Source organism: Streptomyces ziwulingensis (assembly GCF_039542605.1).
Lineage (GTDB): Bacteria > Actinomycetota > Actinomycetes > Streptomycetales > Streptomycetaceae > Streptomyces > Streptomyces ziwulingensis.
This window is the reverse complement of the sequence record NZ_BAABIG010000056.1, coordinates 35748-57795: the sequence shown is the minus strand read 5'-3', so window position 1 is coordinate 57795 and position 22048 is coordinate 35748. Positions and strand designations below refer to the sequence as shown.

The window sequence follows — 22048 nt, the reverse complement described above, 5'->3', positions numbered from 1 at the left end:
CACCCCGTGGAGTTCGTCGAGCCGCAGCCCACCGGCAAGGGACCCGAGGACTGGTTCAACGGTGACGTCTGGTTCGACGTCATCCACGCCGGCACCGAGCCCTCCCGCCTGCGCGCCAACATGGTGCGCTTCGCCCCCGGCGCCCGTACCGCCTGGCACCACCACGCCGTCGGCCAGACCCTGCACGTCATCGCCGGCACCGCCCTGATCGGCACCCGCGACGGCACCGTCTACGCCGCCCACCCCGGCGAGACGGTGACCTGCCCGCCCGGCGAGGAGCACTGGCACGGCGCCACCGCCGACCGCTTCATGCAGCACCTCGCCCTGTGGGACGGCACCGCCCCCGACGACGACCGCCCCGAGACCACCTGGCTGGAACACATCACCGACGACCAGTACAACGCCCCCCGCACACACAGCAGGTGAGCCGCGTGCCCAGAGTCCCGCTCACGGCCCCGATTCCCGCCCTGCGAGCGGCACTCAGCGCGGAGCCAGCGGCCCTCCCGGGGCGAACAGGGCCGGCCGTTGCTGTCCCGGGCCGCTCAGCCCGCGCAGCAGGGTACGCAGTTCCGTCAGCCACGGGTCGATGTGATGCACCGGCGACCGCAGCCGCTTGTCCACGGCGGGTGTCAGACTCCGCAGGAACCCGGTCAGGGTCTCGTCGTCCGGCGCGCAACGGTAGGCCAGAGTCAGCACCCCCGGGGACGCCTCGGCGATCAGGCTCCAGTAGGTCTCGTTGTCGGCCAGGTCCTGGATGAGACCGGCTCGGGCGCTCGCGATCAGCGCCATGGCCGTGTGCTCGGACTGTCGCCAGGTGCGGACCGACCGTTTGAAGGCGGGGAGAGCCGCCTCCAGAGCGGCCGTCCTCCACGGCGACTCCGGCAGCCAAGTGGCCGCCCAGCTCACTTCGGCCCCGTAGGCCACGTTGACCGCCACGTTCGGCTCCCTGGTCGGGAGGAGCTGTTCCAGGCCCACCTCGCGAAGGGCCTGGGCCGCCCAGCCGATGGACGCCCAGTGGTCGTCCGGGGCGACGACCAGGTGACGTTCCATGACCGATTCGAGAAGGCGGGCGGTGGCGGCCCCGAATCGGTCGACGTCGCCCCGGCTCAGCACGTGCAGTCGCCGCAGCAGTTGGGAGGCACCCCTGATGCCCAGGCTCCGGGCGAGGACGTCGGGTTCCACCGCCGTCATCCGGTCGATGAGTTCCTGGGCCAACTCGCGCCGGCCGGCCAGCGCCAGAATGTGCAGGAGGCCGGGGACCTCCCTCAGATCGGCGGTGCTCCTGCGGTCGACACGGCTCAGGAGCCGCCCCCCGTCGACACTGGCCGCGATCTGGTGCCCCCACTGCTCGTCCCAGATGTACGTCAGTTTCAACAGCTCGCAGACAGCGCGGGGACTGGCGAGATTCTGGACGATCCGCAGCCACTTGTCATGCACAAGGGCCTTCATCCAACTCACGTTGCCCTGCCTGGGGAGCAGGCCGAACCTGGCCAGTTGCCTGCCGAGCCTGCCCTGGTTGCCGGGGTCCTGTTCGTACTGGAATTCCTCGGTGAAGTCGTCCCACCCCCTGCGGGTGCGCAGAGCGGTCAGCAGCCGCGTTCCGGCCCCGGGCTGGATCACATCCACCGCTCGCAGCAGACCGGCGAGTTGTTCCGGGAACAAGGCGGACCGCAGCACCGCATCCATCAGGAAGCTGGACTGCTGTTCCTCACCCACTTCGTCGAGGGCATGGACGACACTGGTCGCGAGCATCGGATCGAGCTTGCGCACATGGTCCAGGGACTGCACGAGTGCCGCGGTGGTACCGGCCTTGCGAATCTCCTCCGGCCAGTTCCAGGAGGGGTCGTGTTCCTTGAACGTCGCCAGCAGCCTGGCGTTCGCGCTCTCCTCACCGCTCATCCGCAGGGTGGAAGCGGTGACCCGCAGACGCAGGGCCACCGAGTCGGCCGAGGCGGGGACGAGGGAGGCGAGCAGATGCTCCATGTCGAATCTGGCCCGATAGCGCCTCGGGATGTCGGGATGCACCGCCTGCGCGAGCCGGTGCAGATAAGTGAGGCTCTCCGCCCGCAGGCCCCGTTCGGTCATCCGCTGCGCCAGCAGAGCGGGATCGATCGCCTCGGAGAGTCTGGTCAGCAGTTCCTCGCCGAAGTAGTCGTCCTCGCACAGCAGAAGTGCCAGCCGTGCCGCCCACGGCCGGTGCACCCGGTAGGGGGAGCCGATCGACTCGACGATCAGCCGGAACGCGCTGCCTTCGGCCTTCTGCCGGTATGCCGCCTCCGCCTCCCAGAGTCCTCGCAGGAAGTAGTAGAGGATCGACGGACGGCGCTCCCTGCCCAGGAGTTCGAGGGCGAACGACTCTCCGAGCTGGGCCGCCAGCTCACCGGCGAAGGTGCGGCCGGTGTGGCAGTACAGCTCATCGACCCGGTGGGTGGCGGACAGCAACAGGCCGGCCCCCTTGCCGTCCTTGAGCTTCAGCACCCGCCCGGCCAGAGCCCGCGCGAGCGTGGCGTCCACCTCGAACGCACCGCCGGCCTCGCGATAGAGCAGGTACTGGACGGTGACGCTGTGAATGTTGGCGAGGACCGAGATGAGATGAGCGGCTCCGGTGGGCGCGGCTTCGCGCAGGATGGCACGGAGCGGCTCCGCCATGCGGATCTTGTGCAGGAGCCGGGTGCAGAAGCCGCGGTGGTTCTGGGCGAGGTCGCTCAGAACCAGGCTCAGCTCGGCGGCGGTCGCCCGGCCGAGCGCCGCGCGGACGCCCAGCTCGTGGGAGCTGATGAAATGGTCCCAGTCGATCTTCTTCTCGTTGAAGTGGAGCTGCAGGGACATCCAGCCGATCACCACTCCGAAGCTCGCGTCGCCCGGCGGGCGGTGCTCCAGCAGATCCTGGACCTCCGCGTATTTCTCCAGGGGGCAGCGGCTCCGCTCCTTGCCGGGCAGCACGACTCGGCGATGGCAGCGCTGCAACAGCACGTCGAGCTTGCGCACGTGCACCAGGTCTTCGACCACGTCGGGGCGGACGTCCCGGACGAGTGTGTCCATGAGCGCGAGGAGCAGCCCGGGGGAACTCTCGTGGTCGAGCCGGAAGACGCGGCGTGCCAGGTGGTAGCGGTCGGCGATGCGGGCTGGTCCGCGCATCACCGCGTCGAGGCCCTCGCCCGGTTTCGCCAGCCACAGCATGAACGCCTCGAACTCGTCGGTGTGGCGCAACTGGTGCTGGTAGTAGGACATGAGCCGCAGCACCGACGAGAGTCCGCGAACGGGGAGGCACGCCGACGCGAGCACCCGCGTCATGAGCGCGGGGAGCCTGGGCACCACCCAGTCCACGCCGAGGTAGCGGTCACAGATCGTCAGGACGACGGCCGCCGCCGCCACGTCACCGACGGTCGTCCACTGCGCCAGAGCGTCCCGGGCGGCCGTCCCGGACAGCAGTCTGCCCAGCAGGATCGGGTCGTAGGCGCGGCACATCTGGAGCAGGCCGATGAGAGGGCGGACCCGGTTCTCCTCAAGAAGCCTCAGCAAGTAGGCTTCCGCCGTCTCCAGCAGGTGCTCCAGTTCGGTGCCGGCCCCCGTCCCGGCCCCCGCCCCGGCCTCCGGGGCCGGGACGACGGCCCGGAGCAGGGTCCGCGCGTACTGGCGGCTGGGGATCTGGATCAGTCCCCGCAAGGCGCGTACGCCGACGGTGGCGAGCAGGTCGCGAGTGCTGGCCGGAAGGTAGTCCTCCGGCACCCCCTCGCCGAGGCGGGAGACCGCGGCGACCAGCCGGAGACCGGTGCGGTCCGCCGGGCTCGCGGCCGCGAGGATCTCGGTCGTGCCCCAGGAAGCCGTGTCCGCCGGGCGCCCCGCCGCGGGTGTCACCGCCGCGTCGCGCATGAAACGGCTCAGGAGCCACAGGTCTCCTCGGGCTTCCTCCTGGAGTTGCGGCAGCACCTGGGCGGCCCTGCCGTAGGTGTCCGGGTGCTGCTCGATCATCCGCGCGGCCAGGTCCGCCACTTCGGTCTGGCCCACCACGGCGGTCATCGGTGACACATCGGTGGAGTCCCACTCGACGTGGGAGTTCTCGGCGAACCTGGCGAGGGCCAGGACGCCGACTTCGAGTTCACTGACGAGTGAGGAGACGGCACGGCCGAGGTTGCCGCGGGTCAAGGGGTGCAGATCCTCGATCACGACCAGGGTCTTCGCTCCCGGCGTGATGCCGTGCAGGTGCATCGCCGACCGGACGAGACCCGGCAGATCCCCTTGGACGGGCAGTTGCCGGTCGATGGGGGCGAGGGTCAGGACGTTCCACCGGCGCCCCTCGAGTTTGGCGGTGAGCTGCCGGGCGATCACCGTCTTGCCGCTGTTCGGCGGCCCCCCGAGCACCATCCCCAGTCTGGGCTGGAGAAGGTATTGCGTCTGCAGGGCGCCGGCCTGGTCGGCCTCGGCCAGCGGCGGCTCCTCGGGATTCCGCTGCCAGGTCGAGACGTCCTGCGCGGCACCGGGGCCGGGAGTGGTGTAGAGGACGCGCCAGCCCTGCTCCCGCAGAACCTCGGTGTGCCACCGGTCCCGGGTGGCGTCCCACTCGTCCTCCCACAGGAGTTCGGCCGCCCCGTTCAGGGAGTGGTCGGTGGATGTCCTCGGTGCTCCCTGGCCCTTCAGGACCCATCCTTCGGCGCTTCGGCTGAGGATCGCCAGACCGCCGGCGCGGGCCGTCTCCCAGAGCTGCCGGCTGTCCGGCGCCGCGGTCCACCGGCCGTCGGGTGCGATGCCCGCCATGACGAAGACGTTCTTCTCGGCCGGGCTGGGCAGCTCCGCCTCTTGGGCGAGGTAGGTGAGAGCGACCGCCGCCGCGCTCACCCCGTCCTGGACCGCGGAGGGGAAGAGGATGTCCGGGCAGGCGAAGGTGACGGACACCGCCGGTGGCTGGGGCCGTCCGCGCACCTTGGCGAGTTGACGGGCCTGGGCCGTCGCGAGCTCCGCCTCGGTGCGGAAACCGTCGCTCAGCGGAGACCAGGAGGCGGCCGGTTCGGTGACCGGCTGCCCGGTGGCGGCGGCTCCCGGCGGCGTCGTGGCACGGGCTGAGAACTCGGCGGTGACGGCCGCGATCACCGACCAGCTCCCCGAGGGCCGCAGCAGGGTGTGCACCGTGCCGCGGGGCGCCGGCGTCGCGGGGAGGGGTATGCGGGACGGTGGTCCGTCGGCGGGGTGGAGATCCTCCGCTCGCGTCACGAATTCATACAGACCTTCGACCAGACCGGCTTCCCGCAGGGCGGCCAGGTGGGCGAGCAGGCCCATGGATCCCGGCGTCATGTCCTCGGCGATCAGCGCCCCCGCACCGCTCATCTGTTCTCTGGGCGCCGCGTAGCGGAGCGAATCCATCGGGACCGGTGCGGCCGCGGACAACCGCGACGTGCCGTCCGTCAGTGCGCGTACGAGCCGGACCGCTTCGGCGGGCGAGCCGCCCGGTCGCCGGGTGAGCACCGCGAGCGCGTGCAGCGCCAACGTCGTCCGGTAGGCGTCCTGATCCGTGGTGAGCTGTGTCCTGCCGCTTCCTTGCAAGCTGACATCCCCCTGAGCTGATACGGCTCGGCCGGCGACCGTCAGAGCCTGATACGTGCTGTCCCGTGATTCGTGCAGACGATCAGCGTGGCCTCGTCCTCCAGGTCCGCCGCCTTGATGCCGAGGCCCACGTCCACCGGAACAGCCGGCTCCCCTTGCCGGTGCCGCTCCAGGGCGGCGACCCGCAAGGTGCCGTCGAGCCCGGTGGTGAGCAGCGACGTGCCCTTGGCCGTCCGCAGGACCCTCATGGAGGTCACCGGCTGGTCCGCGTGCCGGGCGACGACGCGCTGGTCCGTCCCGTCGAGGGAGCTGGCGCAGACGGTGCCGTCGTCGCTTGCCGTGTAGATGCGGTCCTCGTGCGCCACGATCCGGGTGAGCGCGCGCGACTGCGGCGTCCGGAAGGTGTGGGAGAGACGTCCGTCGGCCTCCCAGACCGCCACCCGGCCCGAGGAGCAGCCCACTGTCCGGTGTTCTCCGGCCACGGTGGCGGTGGCCGCGGAGGCCAGCACCAGCCCGTCCGTATCGACGTGCCGTTCGTCGCCGCCGGCCGTCCCGTAGCGTCTCCAGGCATGTGCCGTGGCCACCAGCAGGCCGTGCTCGCCCACCTCGCAGGTGACCACCCGGTGGAAGTCCGGGACGGCGTCCTCCAGGGAATGGTGTCTGCCGGTGTCGAGTTCGTGCAGGGTGAGACGCCCGCTCCAGGTACCCAGGGCCGCCAGCGGCCGGCCGTTCCACAGACCCGCCCCCGACGCGGAGACCGGGTCGTCGGCGGACTGCAACTCGCGCAGGCCCGTTCTGTTCCGTTCGCCGACGAGTGCCCCGCCGTCCTGGGTGCCCACCACGACGTAGCCCCCGCCGCGGACGCCGGGCACCACGGTGACCTCGTCGGCCGGCGCCCGGTGCAGCCAGGCGCTCGTCCACTTTCCGTTGGCCTGAGCGGCGTTGCGGGCCAGCTCGGTCTGGTCGTGGGCCAGTGCCAGGAACTGCAGGCGGGCCAGGTCGCAGCCGTCGCTCCGGTCCCGGTCGTGGATCAGGTCGAGCACGTTGCGCACGTCGCGGGCGCGCGGGGTGCCCGACAGGGTGAGCGCCCGTCTCAGACGCAGCGGGTCGACGGAGAACAGGAAGTCGGGATCGAGGAGGAATCCGTCCAGCACCCCGGCGCGTTGAGCGTGCTCGGCGAAGTTGCGCCGGGCGTACTCGTCAGCCGTGTTCCACCGCGGTCTGCGGTCCTCGCCCAGGCCCAGAGTGCTCAGCAGTGCCTCGGTGAAGGCCGCGTGCGCCTCGGTGAGGTCGTGCCGCTGCGCGAGCGAGGAGGCGAACTCGTCCCGGCGCAGTTGCCATCCGGCCCGGCCCGGTCCGGCCGGTGAGTCCGCGATGTACTCACCCGCGACCCGGAGCAGGTGTTCGAGTCCCGCATGGTCGACTTCCCGGCCCGAGAGCCGGTGCACGATGTCCATCCAGAGCGGGAAGTCGGGCATGCCCGGGCCGAGGGCCAGTGCCAGCGGCGTCAGGAGGTCCCGCGCCCAGGTCGGGTCGTCCCGCTTCACTCGGGTGAGCTGTTGTTGGAACACGTCCACCATGGAGGACTGCACCGCGGCCTCGTCTTCTGTTGGCTCGCGTCCTGTCAGATCGACGGCGAAGAGGTAGGCCCGGAGGAACGACCCCTCGGACCGCTCACGCACGCCTGCGGCCATTCGGTCGAGCGCATGCCCCGGTGCATGCCGGTGCAGCGATCCGCTACGGCCGGTGAGAACACCGCGTACCAGCATGTCGAGATCGGCCGGTTCGAAGTATTCCGCATCGGCGAGCGGTATCTCCCGCATGTCGATGGCGCCCAGGGGCGCCTCGGCCGCGACGACCAGGCGCACGGTGTCCACCTGGCTCAGCGGCACGAGGACCTGCTCCACGAAGGTCTGGACGACCGTCGGGTCGTTCTCGTCGGTGTCCAGGGCGCCTACGCGGTTCACGGAGTCGATGAGTACGCCGGTGAGGGTCGGCAGGTCCGCCAGGGCGCGGAAGAACGGCTCGGGGCCCCGGTAGGACACCCCCAGCTCGTTGCCGATGTCCCGCAGGACGCTCTGCCACGGTTGGCCGCGGGCCTGCACGAGGACCGCACAGCCCTCGGGGACTCGCTCCGCCGCGGGGCCGTCGGCGGTCGGCAGCGGCTGCCCGTCCGACGCTGTGGCCAGCCATGCCAGGAGGGTGGACTTGCCCCACCCCGCAGGGCCCGTCACCACGATCGGCCGTGGGTCCGGGTCGACACCGCTGACGTGCTGGACCAGTTCGTGCGCTGCCCGTTTACGGCCGCAGAAGGCCCAACCGGAACCTTCGGCGGCCTCGGGGAGGTGCTGCGGCCGCTGCCTGGCGTACTGGGGGTTGGGGAAGGCCCGCAGAGCCCGGTGCGCGGCCGCGGGCGAGGGTGCGCACTGGGCGGTCTGTCCGGCTCCCCGCATCCTCATCCGGTAGTTGATGTCCCGGCAGAGTGCGGTGGCCTCGATGTAGCGCATGCCCGTCGGTACGCCCGGTGTCCTCAGGGCCGCGGCGAAGGCGTCCGCGAAGGCCATCTGGTGGGCCTCCTCGATACGGTCGGCGGCCGTGATGAGGTAGACGTCGGGCCCCTTGCCGCGCAACGCGGTGATCATGTCCTGCAGGTGCCGGAAGGCGTCCCCGGCCGCGCCGGACTCGCAGGCGTCCACCACCACGACCACCTGGGCCGGGCCGGGCTCGTTCACTATTTCCGCCAGCTCGTGGGCCGAGATGCTGGTGGCGAAGTCGTCGCTGGTTCCGTAACTGCCCCGGAAGGTGGCCAGCCGGTAACCGCCGGTGTTGGTGGTGTAGCCGTGCCCGGAGTAGTAGAAGACCACGGTGTCGTGAGGCGTTCTGGTCCCGTCGTCCATGGCCCGGCTCAGGACGCGGCGTAGATCGTCGGCGCTGGGATCGAGAGCAAGGCCGTCCTGGATGTCCATGCCCATGTCGCCGAGGACGCTGCGGACCAGCGCCACCTCCCGGGGCACGTGGGAGAGGTCCCGCAGACCGGCGCCGTAGTGCTCGGTGCCCGCTACGACACCGAGCCTGCGCGATGCGTCCTCGCTGTCAGTGGCTGCCGAGGCCATCCGCGATCCCCTTCGCGGCTTCCTCGGTGGTGAGATAGCGGTTCACCGAGTGCACGGCGAAGCGGCCGTTGCGTACCGGCTTGTCCTGGATGTCCTTGCCGAAAAGCGGGGCGAGTTCCTTGATGAGGGCGACCGGATCCTCCAGCGCGGCGATGTTGACCCAGCGCCGCACCCCCGGCCACCGCGCCTCTTCACCGGGTACCAGGGGCGGCCGCAGACGGGACGAGACGGCCCCCAGACCCAGTGGGGACCCCAGGGTGATCAGGGTGTCGATCTTCCATTCCGGGTGAGCGCACAGGGCGTCGTAGGCCACCACGCTGCCCAGTGAATGCCCCACGACCACGCGGGTCTCCGGGGTCACGACGCCCTCCCAGCGGGCGAGCACGGCATCGCGCAGGGGCTCTTCGGTCAGGTACCGATGGACCTGTTTGATCATCCAGATGATCGCCTTGGCCGGGACATCGCCGAGCAGCCGGCTGCGTTCCAGGCGCCGCAGGAGGCTCTGGACCGCGCCCTTGGCACCGGCGTCCTCGCGTTCGGTGTTCTCCGCGAAGGCGCGCAGAAGTTCGAGTTCGAGTTCCGTGTCGAGGTCCATCGGCCCGTAGTTCGGGACTGCCGCGAGTTCGTCGGTGATGACCTCCGCTCCCTTGGCCCCGGCGGTCCGGAAGCAGTTGCCGTAGTAGACGGCCGCCACGTCGGCGTCCGGCACGGGGGGCAGGCCGGTGTCGACCAGTCCGGAACGCAGGGCCCGGTACCAGTCGGAGTGCATGCCTTCCCGGTGCTTGTAGGTGTAGCCGACCCCATGGCACATCACGATCTTCGCCATGTCTGTCCCCCTCGCACTAGCCGGCGCCCCTGCGCGCACGACGGCAGCAGCAGGGTACCCGCGGCCCTCGCCACAGGGAGGGGTTTCAGCGCTTCACCAGCCTTCGGGGCGGCGCCGCTCAGCGGGGGAACGCGGGGCAGCCCCGGGCAACCGGCCGCGGCACCGGCCTCTCACACCTCCACGGGCGTGTCCGCCGGCAGGCTGTCCATGAAGGAGCTGACGGAGAAGACCGCGTTGCCGGCGCCGGGCGGGCCGTAGCCGGGGGGTGAGGAGAGACCGAAGTCCTCCATGGTCTGGCGGTACGCCTGGAGCAGCCGGATGTGGTACTCCAGCGGGGCGCCGTCGGGGTTGGTCTTGCCCAGCGGGGTGGTGGGCTCGGGGCACCAGGTGGTGAACCGGGGCGTGATGCCGTGCGACATGAAGAAGCGCAGGCCCTCGGTGGTGGAGTCGATGGCCTCGTCGACCGTCTTGAAGCCGAAGGGCTCGGCCATCTCCACGCCCGCGACGAAGTTCGGGATCACATTGCGCGCGCCGAAGACCTCGGTGGAGTCCAGGATGCGCCGGTGCCACTCGTCGCGGCCGACGTACCGCTCCTTGCCGGGGCAGTACATCTTGAACAGGTACTCGTCCCACACCTCGAAGTTGGGGTGGTAGATCTGCACGCCGTAGTCCTTGAACCGCTGGACGTCGGGCTTCGGCAGCGCCTGGGCGACGACCTTGCCGATCCAGCGGCCCGGGAAGTGCTCCTCGATGGCCTTGGCGTAGCGGCCGTAGAAGTCCGCCTCGTCCAGCCCCTGGACCTTCGACGTGATCGCGCCGCCGGTGAGCGTGTACGCGGTGGAGATCTTGGCGGTGTCGTACTTGTCGATGATCTCCAGCGCCTCCAGGACCTCGTCGACGTCCTTGACGCCCGTGTAGGGCCGGCCCGCCGCCTTGTGCTGGCGCCAGTTGTGGTTGATGTCGCAGTACTGGCACTCCTCCTTGGCGCCGAAGTACTGGCAGACGCGGAACGCGGTCAGGTAGATCAGGTAGCCCCACTGGATGGTCGGGGCCACCTCCATGACCGACTTCCCGTTGGAGAGCTTGTGCCGGTAGTACTCCGGCATGGGCGGCACACCGACGTCGGAGATCCGCCTGCCGTCGAGGTAGAGGCCGAGGACGCCGTGCTCGTCGGCGGCGACCCGGTAGGGCGAGGACGGGTTGACCCGGACCGAGACGACCGTGCGCCGCAGGTCGTAGGGGCCGCCGGTGAGGATGATCTCCTCGGGCGGGCGGCGCAGCGCGGCCTCGCCCAGCTCCGGCAGGGTGCCGTGGTCGAAGGAGAAGATGAAGTAGGACTTCGGCTTGACCTCGCCGTCCTCGTTGTCACTGAGCGCGGAGGGGTCGAAGGCCACCCCGCCGCGCAGCAGGTCCTCCTTGAAGACCGCTTCCCGCGGCACCTGCGGGAAGCGCTCCATCAGATCCTCGACCAGCGCGGTACGGCTGCCCATCCCTGTTCTCCTCCCGGCTCGCGTTCGACTTCTCACGGTATGCCCCCGCCCGCGCGTCTTCCCGCCCGGGGCCCCCTCCACCGCGCCAGGTAGGTTTCCGGGCGGGGGACTCCTGGTCCCCGCACAGCACAGGAAGGGCCTGTCCGATGACCGAAACCGTGACCAACTGGGCCGGGAACATCACCTACACCGCCGATGAGCTGCACCGGCCGGAGACGCTCGACGCGCTCCGGCGGCTGGTGGCGGAGCGCACCCTGGTGCGGGTGCTGGGCAGCGGGCACTCCTTCAACGAGATCGCCGAGCCGGGCCCCGGGGGCACCCTGCTGTCGCTGGCGGCGCTGCCGGCCGCCGTCGACGTGGACCCGGCGGCCCGGACGGTACGGGTGGGCGGCGGCGTCCGGTACGCGGAGCTGGCCCGCGCCCTGCACGGCCACGGTCTGGCCCTGCCGAACATGGCCTCCCTCCCCCACATCTCGGTCGCCGGGTCGGTGGCGACCGGCACCCACGGCTCGGGAGTGACCAACGGCTCGCTCGCCTCGGCCGTGCGCGAGGTGGAACTGGTCACGGCCGACGGTACGGTCCTGACGCTCGGCCGGGACGACGAGCGGTTCGGCGGGGCGGTCACCTCCCTCGGCGCCCTCGGCGTGGTGACCTCGCTCACCCTGGACCTGGAGCCGGCCTACGAGGTGGAGCAGCATGTCTTCACCGAGCTGCCGCTCGCCGGGCTGGACGCCGAGACGCTGGAGACGGTGCTCTCGGCGGCGTACAGCGTGAGCCTGTTCACCGACTGGCGGGACCCCGGTTTCCGGCAGGTGTGGCTCAAGCACCGCGCCGGCCGGCCGCTGCCCGGCTTCCCGTGGGCCGTCCCGGCCAAGGTGAAGATGCATCCGGTGCCGGGCATGCCGGCGGTGAACTGCACGGAGCAGTTCGGGGTGCCGGGGCCCTGGCACGAGCGGCTGCCGCACTTCCGGGCCGACTTCATGCCCAGCAGCGGGGTGGAGCTCCAGTCGGAGTACCTGATGGCGCGCGAGCACGCCCTCGACGCGCTGCACGCGCTGGACGCGATACGGGCGACGGTGGCGCCGGTGCTGCAGACCTGCGAGGTGCGCACGGTCGCCGCCGACGCGCAGTGGCTGAGCCCGTCGTACGGGCGGGACACGGTGGCGGTGCACTTCACCTGGGTCGAGGACACGGCGGCGGTGCTGCCGGTGGTGCGCCGGGTGGAGGAGGCGCTGGCCGGATTCGCGGCCCGGCCGCACTGGGGGAAGGTGTTCACGACACCGGCACCGACCTTGCGTGAGCTGTACCCGCGGCTCGGGGACTTCCGGGCGCTGGTGGGAGAGCTGGACCCGGAGGGGAAGTTCACCAACGCGTTCGTCCGGGACGTGCTCAACGGATGACCGGCACCGGGGCGGGGGCGCGGCCCCGGGGAGCCGGAGCCGCGCCCTGTGTACGACAACCTCAGTGATCCGCGCAGCAGGGTGTCGGGGCCGGGTCCTCGAACGGGACCAGGGTGGAGCCGGCGGCGGGCATCGCGGCGAGCACCAGTTCGCCGTCCTCCCACCGCGGGCGGACGAACTCCCGGGTGTTCAGGCGCGTGCCGGGGCCGGGCGCGTCGGGTGTGCCGAGGACGCGGACCCGTTCGATCGCCGAGCGCTCCAGCACCTCCGCGACCGTCAGCGTGCCGGTCAGCCGGGCGGCGCCCGGAAAGAGCACCGCCCGCCCGGCCTCGTCCCAGACGCCGTCCGTCACCGTGCGGCCCTGGGCGGTGAGCCGGTCGCGCGCGGTGTCGAGCACCGCGCGGGACGAGGCCGCCAGGGACAGTGCCACCCGCCGCCGGCCGCCCTCCGACACCAGGTGGGTGCAGCCGAACGTGTCCCCGGGCAGGCCGAGCCCGGCGGCGAGGCCGCGCAGCAGGTGGTCGGCCGCGCGCAGCGTCGTCACGTCGGTGTCGATACGGAGGGCGTACGGCGGTGGGGTCATGAGGGCAGGACCCAGACCGGGTTGGAGTAGAACCACAGGTCCTTCCACGGGTCGGCGTCGCCGACGACGTCGATGGCCGGGCCCGCCGGGTCGACGGCCGCGCCCCGGGCGCCCACCGCGGAGCGGTTGCCGTCGGTGCCGCGCAGGCGGAGGTAGACGGGGCGGTCGACGCGGCCGAGGTCGTAGGTGAGGGTGACCGTGCCGGCGTTCTTGTTCACCTCGTAGGACTTGACGACCTTGGCGCTGGGCGCGGTGAAGGTGTCCTTGTCCTTGACCTCGCCGGTGACGTCGCCCTGGATGACGTCGACGCGGGCCAGGGTGGGCTGGAAGCCGGCCCAGTTGGGGCCGCCGGCCGTCGCCACGTCCACGCTGAGGGTGACCCGGGTGCCCTTCTTGACCTGGAGGGCGCCGCCGAGGGTGGCCCAGCGGCTGCCGCCGGAGACCCGGACGTCGAGGCCGGAGAGGAGCTGGCCGTGGTCGACCCAGACCCGGCCGGCCCGGATGCCGTCCATGACGGCCGCGTACGAGAAGTCCTCGGCGCCGACGTGGGTGCGGCTGTAGTAGCCGGGCCAGAAGTCGTTCTCGGTGATGTCGATCGAGCCGCCGTAGACCGGGTCGTCGTACCGGCCGTTGGCGTTGAAGTCGCCGCCGCCGCGGGCCGCGGTGTCGCCGTAGATCTGGTGGGAGTCGGAGTTGGCGGTGATCCACCAGGGCTTGCCCTCGGCGAGGAGGCTGTCCCAGAGGCCGCCGACGGTGGCGGTCATCCAGTCGAAGCCGCCCCAGGTGCGGTAGCTCTCCAGCGGGTAGGCGGCGAAGGAGTCGCTGCCGGGGCTGTTGTCGTAGATGCCGCGGGCGCCCCCCGGGCCGAGGGGCCCCGGCAGGCCGCCGGCCTGGTGGCCGGGGGCGCCCTCGAAGCCGACCGCGATGCGGTGGCTCGACGGGGTGGCGTCGCGCCAGGCGCGGATCTCGTGCGGGGAGTCGATGCCCTTGCGCGCCGGGTGGTTGGCGAGCATCAGGGCGTCCTTGACCTTGCGCCGCTTGACCTGGTCGGACAGGAAGGCGAGGCCCGAGATGGCGAGCGCCTCGTTGGCGGGCGAGGAGCCGGTGGCGGCCTTGACGGCACCGTCGTAACCGGTCTCGAACTGCTTGAGGACGGAGACCTCGTTCTTGCCCGGGTGGACGAAGACGGTGCCGTGCTCGGCGGCCGGGATGTTCCACTCCAGGCCCTGGAAGACGAGGGTGTCCTCGTACGCCGAACGCGCTTCCCTGATGTCCGGGTTGACCTTCTCCACACCGATCTTGGCGTGCGTGCCGCTGCCGTGGTCGGTGATGACCAGCCAATCCATGCCGTGCCGGGCGCCCTGGCGGACCTGGTCGATGACGCGGTACTTGCCGTCGCTGCTGTACTGCGTGTGGATGTGGTGGTCGCCGGCCAGCCAGAGGAAGCCCTTGCCCCGGCGGCTGCCGGAGTTCGACCCGGCGAACGCGGGCGCGGACGCCGCACCGGCCAGCACGCTGCTCGCGGCCAGACCGGCGCCGAGCAGGCCCGCCCGGCGCAGCAGCGTGCGGCGGGACTGCTGCTCGGGGCTGAGGGCCGCGTCGGGAACGGTCGTGTCGAACGCGGCCGGCAGCGGCGCCGTCTCGTGGTCGTGCGGGTGACCGTGGTCATGGTCGTGGTGGTGATGGCCGTGCCCGTGCGCGTGCCCGTGACCCATGTCGCTCCTCGTGGATGGCCGCCGTCTGGCGCGGCTGTGTGGCGGCCGGCCCGTGGGGGGAACGGGGGCCGCCCGAGGAGAATCGTCGGGGAAGGTGAATCTTGTACGACTTGGGGGTGAGCGCCGGACGTATCCGACACGGCCGCTGTCCGCGAGCCTGCTGTCCGCGAGCCCGCTGTCCGCGGACCTGCTGTCCGCGAGCCCGGTGTCACGGGCGGAGGTACCGGGCGGGCAGCAGGTCGCGGGCGGCGAGCGCGTCCCGTACGAGGCCCGCGTAGACGTCGGCCCCGTACGCGGAGGTGTGCGTGTTGTCGCGCTTGTCGTCGGTGAGGTAGAGCGCCTTGGAGCCCTCCACTCCCAGGGACTCCACCAGCGCCTTCGTCCGCGCGGTGAGGTCGATCAGCGGGACGCGCGCGTCGGTGGCGACCGAGCGGACGACGGCCGGGTGGTCGACGCCGAGGCCGTTGACGAGCAGGGCGGTGTCGTTGTCCAGGGTGCCGTCGGCGTTGAACCAGCGGCGCACGATCGGCGTGACCAGGACGGGCCGGCCGCCCTGGGCCCGCACGCCCCGCACCAGCGCTTGGAGGTTGGACCGGTAAGTATCGGCGTCCGTCGTCTTGTCGTTGTGGGCGAGCTGGACCAGCACCAGGTCGCCGGGGCGGATCAGCGGCCGCACGGTGCCCCACAGGCGCTGGTCGGCGAGGTAGCTGACCGTGCTCTCGCCGGAGTCGGCGTGATTGGCGACGGAGACCCCTCGGCGCAGGTACCGGGGCAGCCGCTGGCCCCAGCCGGTGTACGGGTCGACGGGCTGGTCGCAGACGGTGGAGTCGCCGATCAGCAGGATCTGCCGGGCGTGCCGGGCGGGGGTGACGCGGATGCCGGCGAGGGCGGGCGCGGCACCGCCGACGGCCAGGTCGAGACCCGGGGTGCCGTCGGCGCCGGTGGGCTCGCCCTCCGGGGTGCGCACATCGACGGTGAAGGACCGGACGACCCGCTCCCCCGACCCCGCGGCCGTCTCCGGCAGCAGGGCCCGCCGGGTCTCGCCGCCGATCGCGGTCCGGGAGGCCGCGTCGCCGCCGAGCACCACCCGTACGTCGTACGTGCCCGGGGGCACGTCGAAGTGGCAGGTGGCGGCGGTGCAGTCGGCCAGGCCCCAGGAGCGCTGCCGCTCATGGGGGTGGAGGGGCGCGGCCGGCGCGGGTACGGCCGTCCCCGCGCCGGCGACGAGAACGCCGGCCGCCGCCAGCGCGACGGACGCCACTCGTCGTCCCGTGCGGCTCAAGGGGCCCATGAGCATCAACTGTCCCCTCCTCACACCGTGTCCGCGACCGGGACCCCGAAGTCCGGGGTGCCGTCCCGCTTCCAGCCCAGCCGCTGCACGCGGGTGTGGCGGTTGGGGTCGTGCAACGGGTCGCCGTCGATCTCCTTGTACTGCCGGGCGTGGTAGACGAGCACGTCGGTGCGGCCGTCCTCGGCGACGGTGAAGCTGTTGTGGCCGGGGCCGTACTGCCCGGTGGTGTCGTCGCTGGTGAAGACGGGCGTGGGCGACTTGGACCAGGAGGCGGGGTCCATCAGGTCGGCGTCCGCGTCGGCGGTCAGCAGGCCCATGCAGTAGTTGGCGTCGGTGGCGGCGGCGGAGTACGTGAGGAAGACCCGCCCGTTGCGGACGATCACCGCCGGGCCCTCGTTGACCTTGTAACCGACGCACTCCCAGGCGTACTCGGGCGTGGAGAGCCGGATCTGCGGTCCGGTCAGGGTCCAGGGGCCGGCCATCCGGGACAGCCACAGGGCGGTGTTGTGGTCCATGCCGGGCTCGTACTGCGCCCAGGCGAGGTAGCGGCCGCCGCGGTGGGTGAAGGTGGTGGCGTCCAGGGAGAACGTCTCCCAGGCGGTCCTGAGCTGCCCCTTTTCCGTCCAGGTCCCCCGGAAGGGGTCCGGGTGGGCGTTCTCCAGCACCCAGATGCGGATGTCCCAGACGCGTTCGGCGGGCGCGGCGGCGAAGTAGACGTACCACTTGCCGTCGATGTGGTGCAGCTCCGGCGCCCAGATGTGCGCGCCCATGTCGCCGGTGGCGTGCTTGCGCCAGAGCACCGACTCGGCGGCGGTCGCGAGGCCGCCCAGGGTGCGCGAGCGGCGCAGGACGATCCGGTCGTACTCCGGGACGGTCGCCGTGAAGTAGGAGAAGCCGTCGGTGTGGCGCCGGATGTGCGGGTCGGCGCGGTTGCGGACGAGCGGGTTCGGATAGGGGCCGGCCGGCCGGGCCGGAGCCGCCTGGGCGGCGGTGCCGAGTACGACGGGGGCGGCGGTCAGGGCGCTTGCGGCGGCGGCGCCCTTCAGCAGCAGGCGGCGGCTGGGGGCGTCGGGTCGGTCGTCGGCGCGGCTCATGTGGGGAGACCCTCTCGATGAGGTGACGTTCGATATGACGAACAACATCTGACCTGACGAACGCCGACAAGGTATGAGGGCGCCGGGAGAAGGTCAACGGGTCGGGCGGCGTAGGTCCAATTCCCGTCCCTGATGGCCTGGTTGACGATCCGTCCCGCATTCACGCCACCGGGGCGGGTATCCGGTCGGTCGGTCGGCCATATGAGGCCGGGCCGGTACGGAGAAGGGGCGGGCATGGGAAGCGGTGAGCGATACGACGGCCATCCGAGTCGTCCGGGTCGTCCGAACCGTCCGAACCGTCCGAAGCGGCGTCGGCGGGACAGCCTGTGGGCCATCGCCCTGTTCGTACTGGCCGGCGGCATCGTAGCTCGCTTCGCCGTCGACGGACTCTCGGGGTGGCCGTCAGCCGTGTTCGGCGCCCTGGCGATGGCAGCGTGGGTTCCCTGGCTGGTCCAGCGCCTGCGCCGCAAGGAGGCGACCGCCTCGGGCACCGAACCGGAGGACGTACCCGGCATGGAACGGCAGATCCTCAAGGGCGAGGCCCCGCCCGAGGACCCGGCGCGACGACGGGAGATGGCGGCCCTGGTCGACTCCCGTCAGCGGCGGCTGCGGCGCAACCGCTGGTGGGCGTTCCCGATTCTGACCATCACCTCCTTCGGCACGGCCATCCTGTGGTTCACCGCCGGCTCGGTCACCGCGGGCGGCTGGATGCTGGCCTTCGCGGTCGTGTTCATGGCCTGGATGACCTGGTTCCACCTGCGCTTCGACCGCCGCCTGACGCAGATGCGACACCGGTTGCGGAACTGACGGCGACGCCAGAACCGGGTGACTTCGCCGATTTCGCACTGGCCGGAGCCACTTCTCCGCAACGTCGCGCCGCACGGCTCACCGCCAAGGACGTCCGCACCTTCCTCGACAGACTCCGCACCACCTGCCAGTGCAGATGAAGCCCGACAGTTCCTCGCTGCCGTCCGCTATGACCGACTGTTCGTGCTGTACGAACTCGCCCTCCGCACCGGACTCCGCAAGGGCGAACTCCTCGGCCTCCAGTGGGAAGACCTCGACCTCCAGAAGGGCACTGCCAGCATCCGACGTACCCTCCAGCGCACCCGTCTTCACCACACGGACGGGAGGGCCGATCGATCTCGCGAACCTCAATCGCAACTTCCGCGCCCTCCTCGACCGGGCAGGGCTCCGGCGCTTCCGCTTCCACGACCTACGACACTCCACCGCCACTCCCCTCCTGGAAACAAGGCGTCGAACTCGTCGTGATCAAGGAACTCCTCGGCCACACCCACATCGGCGTCACCGCCACCGTCTACGCCCACGTCCGACTCCGACTCCGACTCCAGCGCAACGCCATCGACCTCCTCGGCCGCGCCCTCCAGCACTCTGAAGACGCCATCAGCCAGCCCGACGATCGCAGCGAACCACCGCTCTGTGCAGCTCCCATCCGCTGACGTTGCCGTCAACTACTGCCGTCAGAAGCCCCCAGCACACACAAGCAGAGACTGCACCCTTCAGAAGAAGGTCTTGTCCCAATTTCCAGAAATCAGGGCTTGCATGGATTGCATAAAACCGTTCCCGACATACTGCATTCCGGCATCCCCAGCGAGAAACACGTCTCCATCGCTCGCGATCAATACCACTTCTTCGGAGGCGAACGCAGAACCAACGGGGACCAGAGGGCGCCCCACCCTCTGAGAATATATGCGAATATTACCGGGATAGAAAGAAAGGGCTTCTTCTGCGTCAATTTGCACACCCACTTCCATTTCGCGATAGATCCACGAAATGGAGAACTCTCGATACTCTTCGAGAAATCCGCGCAACTCTACCCCTACGTCATAGCCAGCCTCTTCGTAGCGCCTGGACACCTGATCGATAGAGGCTGCCCCCAGGTCTACTCGGGTTGCGCCAGGGAAGGCATCATGCAATCTCTGCCGCCGGGAAGTGCCGTTGAACCCGCTCATCCGGTGAGTACACTCCTGACCGCGCCCGGCACCCATACTTGACAGTTGGGGCACATCTTGAACTTCTTTCCTTTCTGGTTGAGGGTGATGATATCCAAGTCCTGCAACGACGCTCCATCATTTAGGGCGTTAGTGCACATTCGCGCTCCGGCGCACACGCCTGGCGGGCGACCGTTGGGAAGCTGGGATTCCCCAGGTAGCCGGGAGGTCACACCGGCGTGGTGCCCAGTGGCGGGTCCACTCTCGTCGTAGTAGGTCATTCCGGTGTTTCGGTCACGCCCTACGCTGAACGCGCCCGGCAGGATTTCACCTTCGGAAAGGCTGCCCTTGACCTCTTCGATCCGAGCTTTGCCAAGCTGGGTCAGCTCACTCTGAAGTTCAGCGTCGCCGCAATTGTGAACCAGAACCGAAGTGGCGCCCGCCAGCACATAGTACGTGTGCTACGCGACCCCCCTCTATCTGTATATTCGCAGATCAGCGGTGGTTTCGGGTTCCGCTAGTGTCCGTGGTTGTGCGGGGGAATCCGTGGTTGCTGCCGTCGCTACTGCCGTCAGGAGCGCGGGGCGCACGGTGGTGCTGCCGCTGGCACGGTGACGACGCAGGGGGACTTTACTGCCACGCTCCGGGCTCGGCACGGAGTATGGCTCGGACGGTCTGCTCATACAGCCCATGGCCGGTGGTGGCGCAGTGTTCGGCGATCCAGTGCGTCAACTCGTCCGGAGTGTGCAGGGCGCCGGATGTGGCACCGCAGTTGCTTTCCTCGCCGGTGACGCAGACCGCCGTGAAGGCCGGCAGAGCCAGGGGGTCGGGGACGGTGGTCACGTGGTACTCGCGGAATCGGTAGCGCCCTCGTGTGGCGCTGCGGGACTGTGCGTCGGTGTTCGCGGAGTCAGGCATCCTCGGTCACCTCTTCCGGGTCGGTGAGGCGCTGACCGCGCGAGTCGGCGACCCTGAGCGCGTCGGAGAGGGCTTCGGTCAGCCGGCGGGCCAGCCAGTGGTATTCGGTCGCCGACAAAGTCTTCGCGTCAGGGGCCATGACGTCTCGGGCGTATCCCAGCAGGTCCTCACCCATGCCCAGCTGTATGGCTTCGATGTTGTCGGCGAGGTTGGTGAGGTAGCCCTGGCCGTCGGTGCTCAGGTAACAGGGATTTCCGCCCTCGGTGGTCCACGGCAGCAGTCGCGGCCCCTGCGCCGTGATGCCTCCGGGCTCTTGTGTCGCTCGCTCGGCCATCCTGTTCCCTCTCCTCGACTCGCCTCGGGACTATTGATCATGGTTTCGCTGGTGTGAGCCTTTGGGAGTAGCCAGCGTGTCTGCCTTGCTGTCTGCCAAGCTGGTTGGGTGCGAGAGACGATCGGGGAACTGGTCAGGCGGCTGCGTCTGGCGCGAGGGTGGAGTCAGGGGCGGCTCGCCGAGGCGCTGGCTGAGGCTGCGCCTGGGCGTGTTCCTCCGACACGAAATGACGTGTCCCGCTGGGAGATCGGGAAGCGGTCCCCACGCGAGTGGCTGCCGTTCCTCGCGCGGGTGCTTCAGGTCCCGCGCGAGATGCTGGAAGCGGCGAAGGCTGCTGCGCCTGTCGAGTGCGCTGCGCACGTACGGTCCGTGGCCGACTTCCTGCCCGAGGGCGACCCGCTGTCCCCACTGACCGCCCGTTCGGGCCGTCGGATCGGGGCCGGGCAGGTGGCCGACCTGGCCCAGCGGGTCCACGGCCTGCGGCTGGCCGACGACGTGGTGTACGGCAAGGACCTGATCGGACCCGCCCTGCGCGAGCTGCGAGCGGCGGTAAAGCTCTACCGCGAGGGAGTGCATACCGAAGAGGTCGGCCGCGAACTGCTGCGGACTATTAGCGAGTTGGCACAGATCGCCGGGTGGGTCGCTTCCGACGCGGGAGAGCATGCCGAGGCGGAGCGTATCTACCGGCTCGGCATGAGTGCCGCACGGGCCGCCGGGGACGGCGTACTGTCCGGGAACGTTGCGGGCTCGCTGGCCTACCAGTGGAGCAACACCGGGCGGACTGCCGACGCGGTCGGGCTGGCCCGCGCCGCACTGGAGGACGCCGGTCTGGACGCCCCGCCGAAGGCTCGTGCGCTGTACCTGGACCGGGTGGCTTGGGCGCATACCCGTGCCGGGCAGGACCGACCGGCGATGGCCGCACTGGGAGAAGCGACCGAGGCCTTGGCCAAGGACTCGGCCGGCACCGAATCGCCGTCATACCTGTACTGGATGAACGCCGGGGAATTGCAGGTCATGGAGGCCCGCGTCTACACCGAGCTGAGACGCCCGCTGCGTGCCGTGCCGCTGCTGACGGACGTGCTCGAACGCTACGATGCCAGCCACTCCAGGGAGTTGGCTTTGTATCTCTCGTGGCTGGCCGTGGCCTACGCCGACGCCAACGAGCCCGAGGCAGCCGCCGAGACGACGAGCCGCATGCTCGCTCTTGGGCAGAGCGGCAGCGAACGCACGGCAGAGCGCACGCGGATCGTGCTGGACCGCCTGAGGGCCTTTCGAGATGTGCCCGAAGTCGCCGAGCTACTGGTGTCCTGACCGCCCTTGGTGCACCACGGCACGGAAGGGACCGCACACTGGCTGGCGCCGAGGCATCCAGCAAGAAGCCGGCCTGAGCGGGAGGGGTCCCTCGTCGGTCGGGCAGCTTCGCCGTGCCAGGGTTCCCCGGGGGCCGCCAAGGCTCACATCGTGACGCGTGCGCTCGGCCTTGGCGGGCCCCGGGGGTTCCTGGTACGCCTCCGGTGACCGGGCGGCGAGGAGCCCCTCCGGCGACCCACGACCCACACCACGACGATGCCGCACCCGCACACGGGCCCCCTGCCCCTCAGAGAGAGGGCCGGGGTCTGGGGCAGCGCCCCAGGTGGTTCGCTGTGCTGTCTGTTGCGCGCCCGGACCGGCGGGGCCGTCGCCAGCGGGGCGGTAGACAGGAGCGGGCGGCGGCCCCGCAGGGCCGGAGCGCACGCGGGCCGCGCCAGCGGACCGCCTTGACCAGGTAAAGAAACTCTGAACAGCTCAACCGGT

15 protein-coding genes and 1 pseudogene are annotated in these 22048 nt (G+C 70.5%); 5 read left to right on the top strand and 11 right to left on the bottom strand.

Annotated elements, in window-relative coordinates:
* Positions 1-6 precede the first annotated feature (6 nt).
* Complete coding sequence (locus ABEB00_RS25565) at positions 7-426, top strand: (R)-mandelonitrile lyase (RefSeq protein ID WP_345622555.1); 420 nt, start codon at positions 7-9, stop codon at positions 424-426.
* A gap of 54 nt (positions 427-480) precedes the next feature.
* Here ABEB00_RS25565 and ABEB00_RS25560 read toward each other — a convergent pair whose 3' ends face one another.
* From ABEB00_RS25560 to ABEB00_RS25545, 4 genes are all read right to left on the bottom strand, one after another.
* The gene (locus tag ABEB00_RS25560; protein WP_345622554.1) at positions 481-5538 is read right to left on the bottom strand and encodes a hypothetical protein; all 5058 of its coding nucleotides are present in this window, start codon (positions 5536-5538) and stop codon (positions 481-483) included.
* Positions 5539-5579: 41 nt separating this feature from the next.
* Positions 5580-8651, bottom strand: coding sequence for a caspase family protein (locus tag ABEB00_RS25555; protein ID WP_345622553.1), 3072 nt, complete (start codon positions 8649-8651; stop codon positions 5580-5582).
* A complete protein-coding gene (locus tag ABEB00_RS25550; RefSeq protein ID WP_345622552.1) occupies positions 8632-9477 on the bottom strand; it encodes an alpha/beta hydrolase in 846 nt (281 codons plus the stop codon). Before ABEB00_RS25550 ends, ABEB00_RS25555 begins: the two co-directional genes overlap by 20 nt.
* A gap of 170 nt (positions 9478-9647) precedes the next feature.
* Positions 9648-10967: a radical SAM protein gene (locus tag ABEB00_RS25545; protein ID WP_345622551.1), complete on the bottom strand. Its 1320-nt coding sequence runs from the start codon at positions 10965-10967 to the stop codon at positions 9648-9650.
* Positions 10968-11113: 146 nt separating this feature from the next.
* On the opposite strand from ABEB00_RS25545, the gene ABEB00_RS25540 reads away from it, so the two are divergent.
* Positions 11114-12367, top strand: coding sequence for an FAD-binding protein (locus tag ABEB00_RS25540; protein WP_345622549.1), 1254 nt, complete (start codon positions 11114-11116; stop codon positions 12365-12367).
* Between the two features lie 61 nt (positions 12368-12428).
* On the opposite strand, the gene ABEB00_RS25535 is transcribed toward ABEB00_RS25540, so the two are convergent.
* The 4 genes from ABEB00_RS25535 to ABEB00_RS25520 form a co-directional block, all read right to left on the bottom strand.
* Positions 12429-12950 (bottom strand): hypothetical protein, encoded by a 522-nt coding sequence (locus tag ABEB00_RS25535; protein ID WP_345622548.1) that lies wholly within the window; start codon positions 12948-12950, stop codon positions 12429-12431.
* Complete coding sequence (locus tag ABEB00_RS25530; RefSeq protein ID WP_345622546.1) at positions 12947-14665, bottom strand: PHP domain-containing protein; 1719 nt, start codon at positions 14663-14665, stop codon at positions 12947-12949. The genes ABEB00_RS25535 and ABEB00_RS25530 overlap by 4 nt, the downstream gene beginning before the upstream one ends.
* 208 nt (positions 14666-14873) lie before the next feature.
* Positions 14874-15956 carry a rhamnogalacturonan acetylesterase gene (locus ABEB00_RS25525; RefSeq protein ID WP_345622545.1) on the bottom strand — a complete coding sequence of 361 codons (1083 nt, stop codon included), beginning with the start codon at positions 15954-15956 and terminating at the stop codon, positions 14874-14876.
* 20 nt (positions 15957-15976) lie between these two features.
* Positions 15977-17050, bottom strand: a complete 1074-nt coding sequence (locus ABEB00_RS25520) for a glycoside hydrolase family 43 protein (protein WP_345622544.1) — start codon at positions 17048-17050, stop codon at positions 15977-15979.
* A 408-nt stretch (positions 17051-17458) separates the two neighbouring features.
* Between ABEB00_RS25520 and ABEB00_RS25515 the strand changes: the two genes are divergently transcribed.
* Positions 17459-17857, top strand: coding sequence for a hypothetical protein (locus ABEB00_RS25515; protein ID WP_345622542.1), 399 nt, complete (start codon positions 17459-17461; stop codon positions 17855-17857).
* Positions 17858-17902: 45 nt separating this feature from the next.
* Positions 17903-18510 (top strand): annotated as a pseudogene (locus ABEB00_RS25510) (site-specific integrase); the annotation flags it as partial.
* Between the two features lie 60 nt (positions 18511-18570).
* Here the strand turns inward: ABEB00_RS25510 and ABEB00_RS25505 are convergent.
* The 3 genes from ABEB00_RS25505 to ABEB00_RS25495 form a co-directional block, all read right to left on the bottom strand.
* Positions 18571-19023, bottom strand: coding sequence for an SUKH-3 domain-containing protein (locus tag ABEB00_RS25505; RefSeq protein WP_345622541.1), 453 nt, complete (start codon positions 19021-19023; stop codon positions 18571-18573).
* 609 nt (positions 19024-19632) lie between these two features.
* Positions 19633-19920 carry a DUF7848 domain-containing protein gene (locus ABEB00_RS25500; RefSeq protein ID WP_345622540.1) on the bottom strand — a complete coding sequence of 96 codons (288 nt, stop codon included), beginning with the start codon at positions 19918-19920 and terminating at the stop codon, positions 19633-19635.
* Positions 19913-20254: a hypothetical protein gene (locus ABEB00_RS25495; protein ID WP_345622539.1), complete on the bottom strand. Its 342-nt coding sequence runs from the start codon at positions 20252-20254 to the stop codon at positions 19913-19915. Before ABEB00_RS25495 ends, ABEB00_RS25500 begins: the two co-directional genes overlap by 8 nt.
* Before the next feature lie 108 nt (positions 20255-20362).
* On the opposite strand from ABEB00_RS25495, the gene ABEB00_RS25485 reads away from it, so the two are divergent.
* Positions 20363-21565 carry an NsdA family TPR-like regulatory protein gene (locus tag ABEB00_RS25485; RefSeq protein WP_486389433.1) on the top strand — a complete coding sequence of 401 codons (1203 nt, stop codon included), beginning with the start codon at positions 20363-20365 and terminating at the stop codon, positions 21563-21565.
* The last annotated feature ends 483 nt before the right edge of the window (positions 21566-22048 follow it).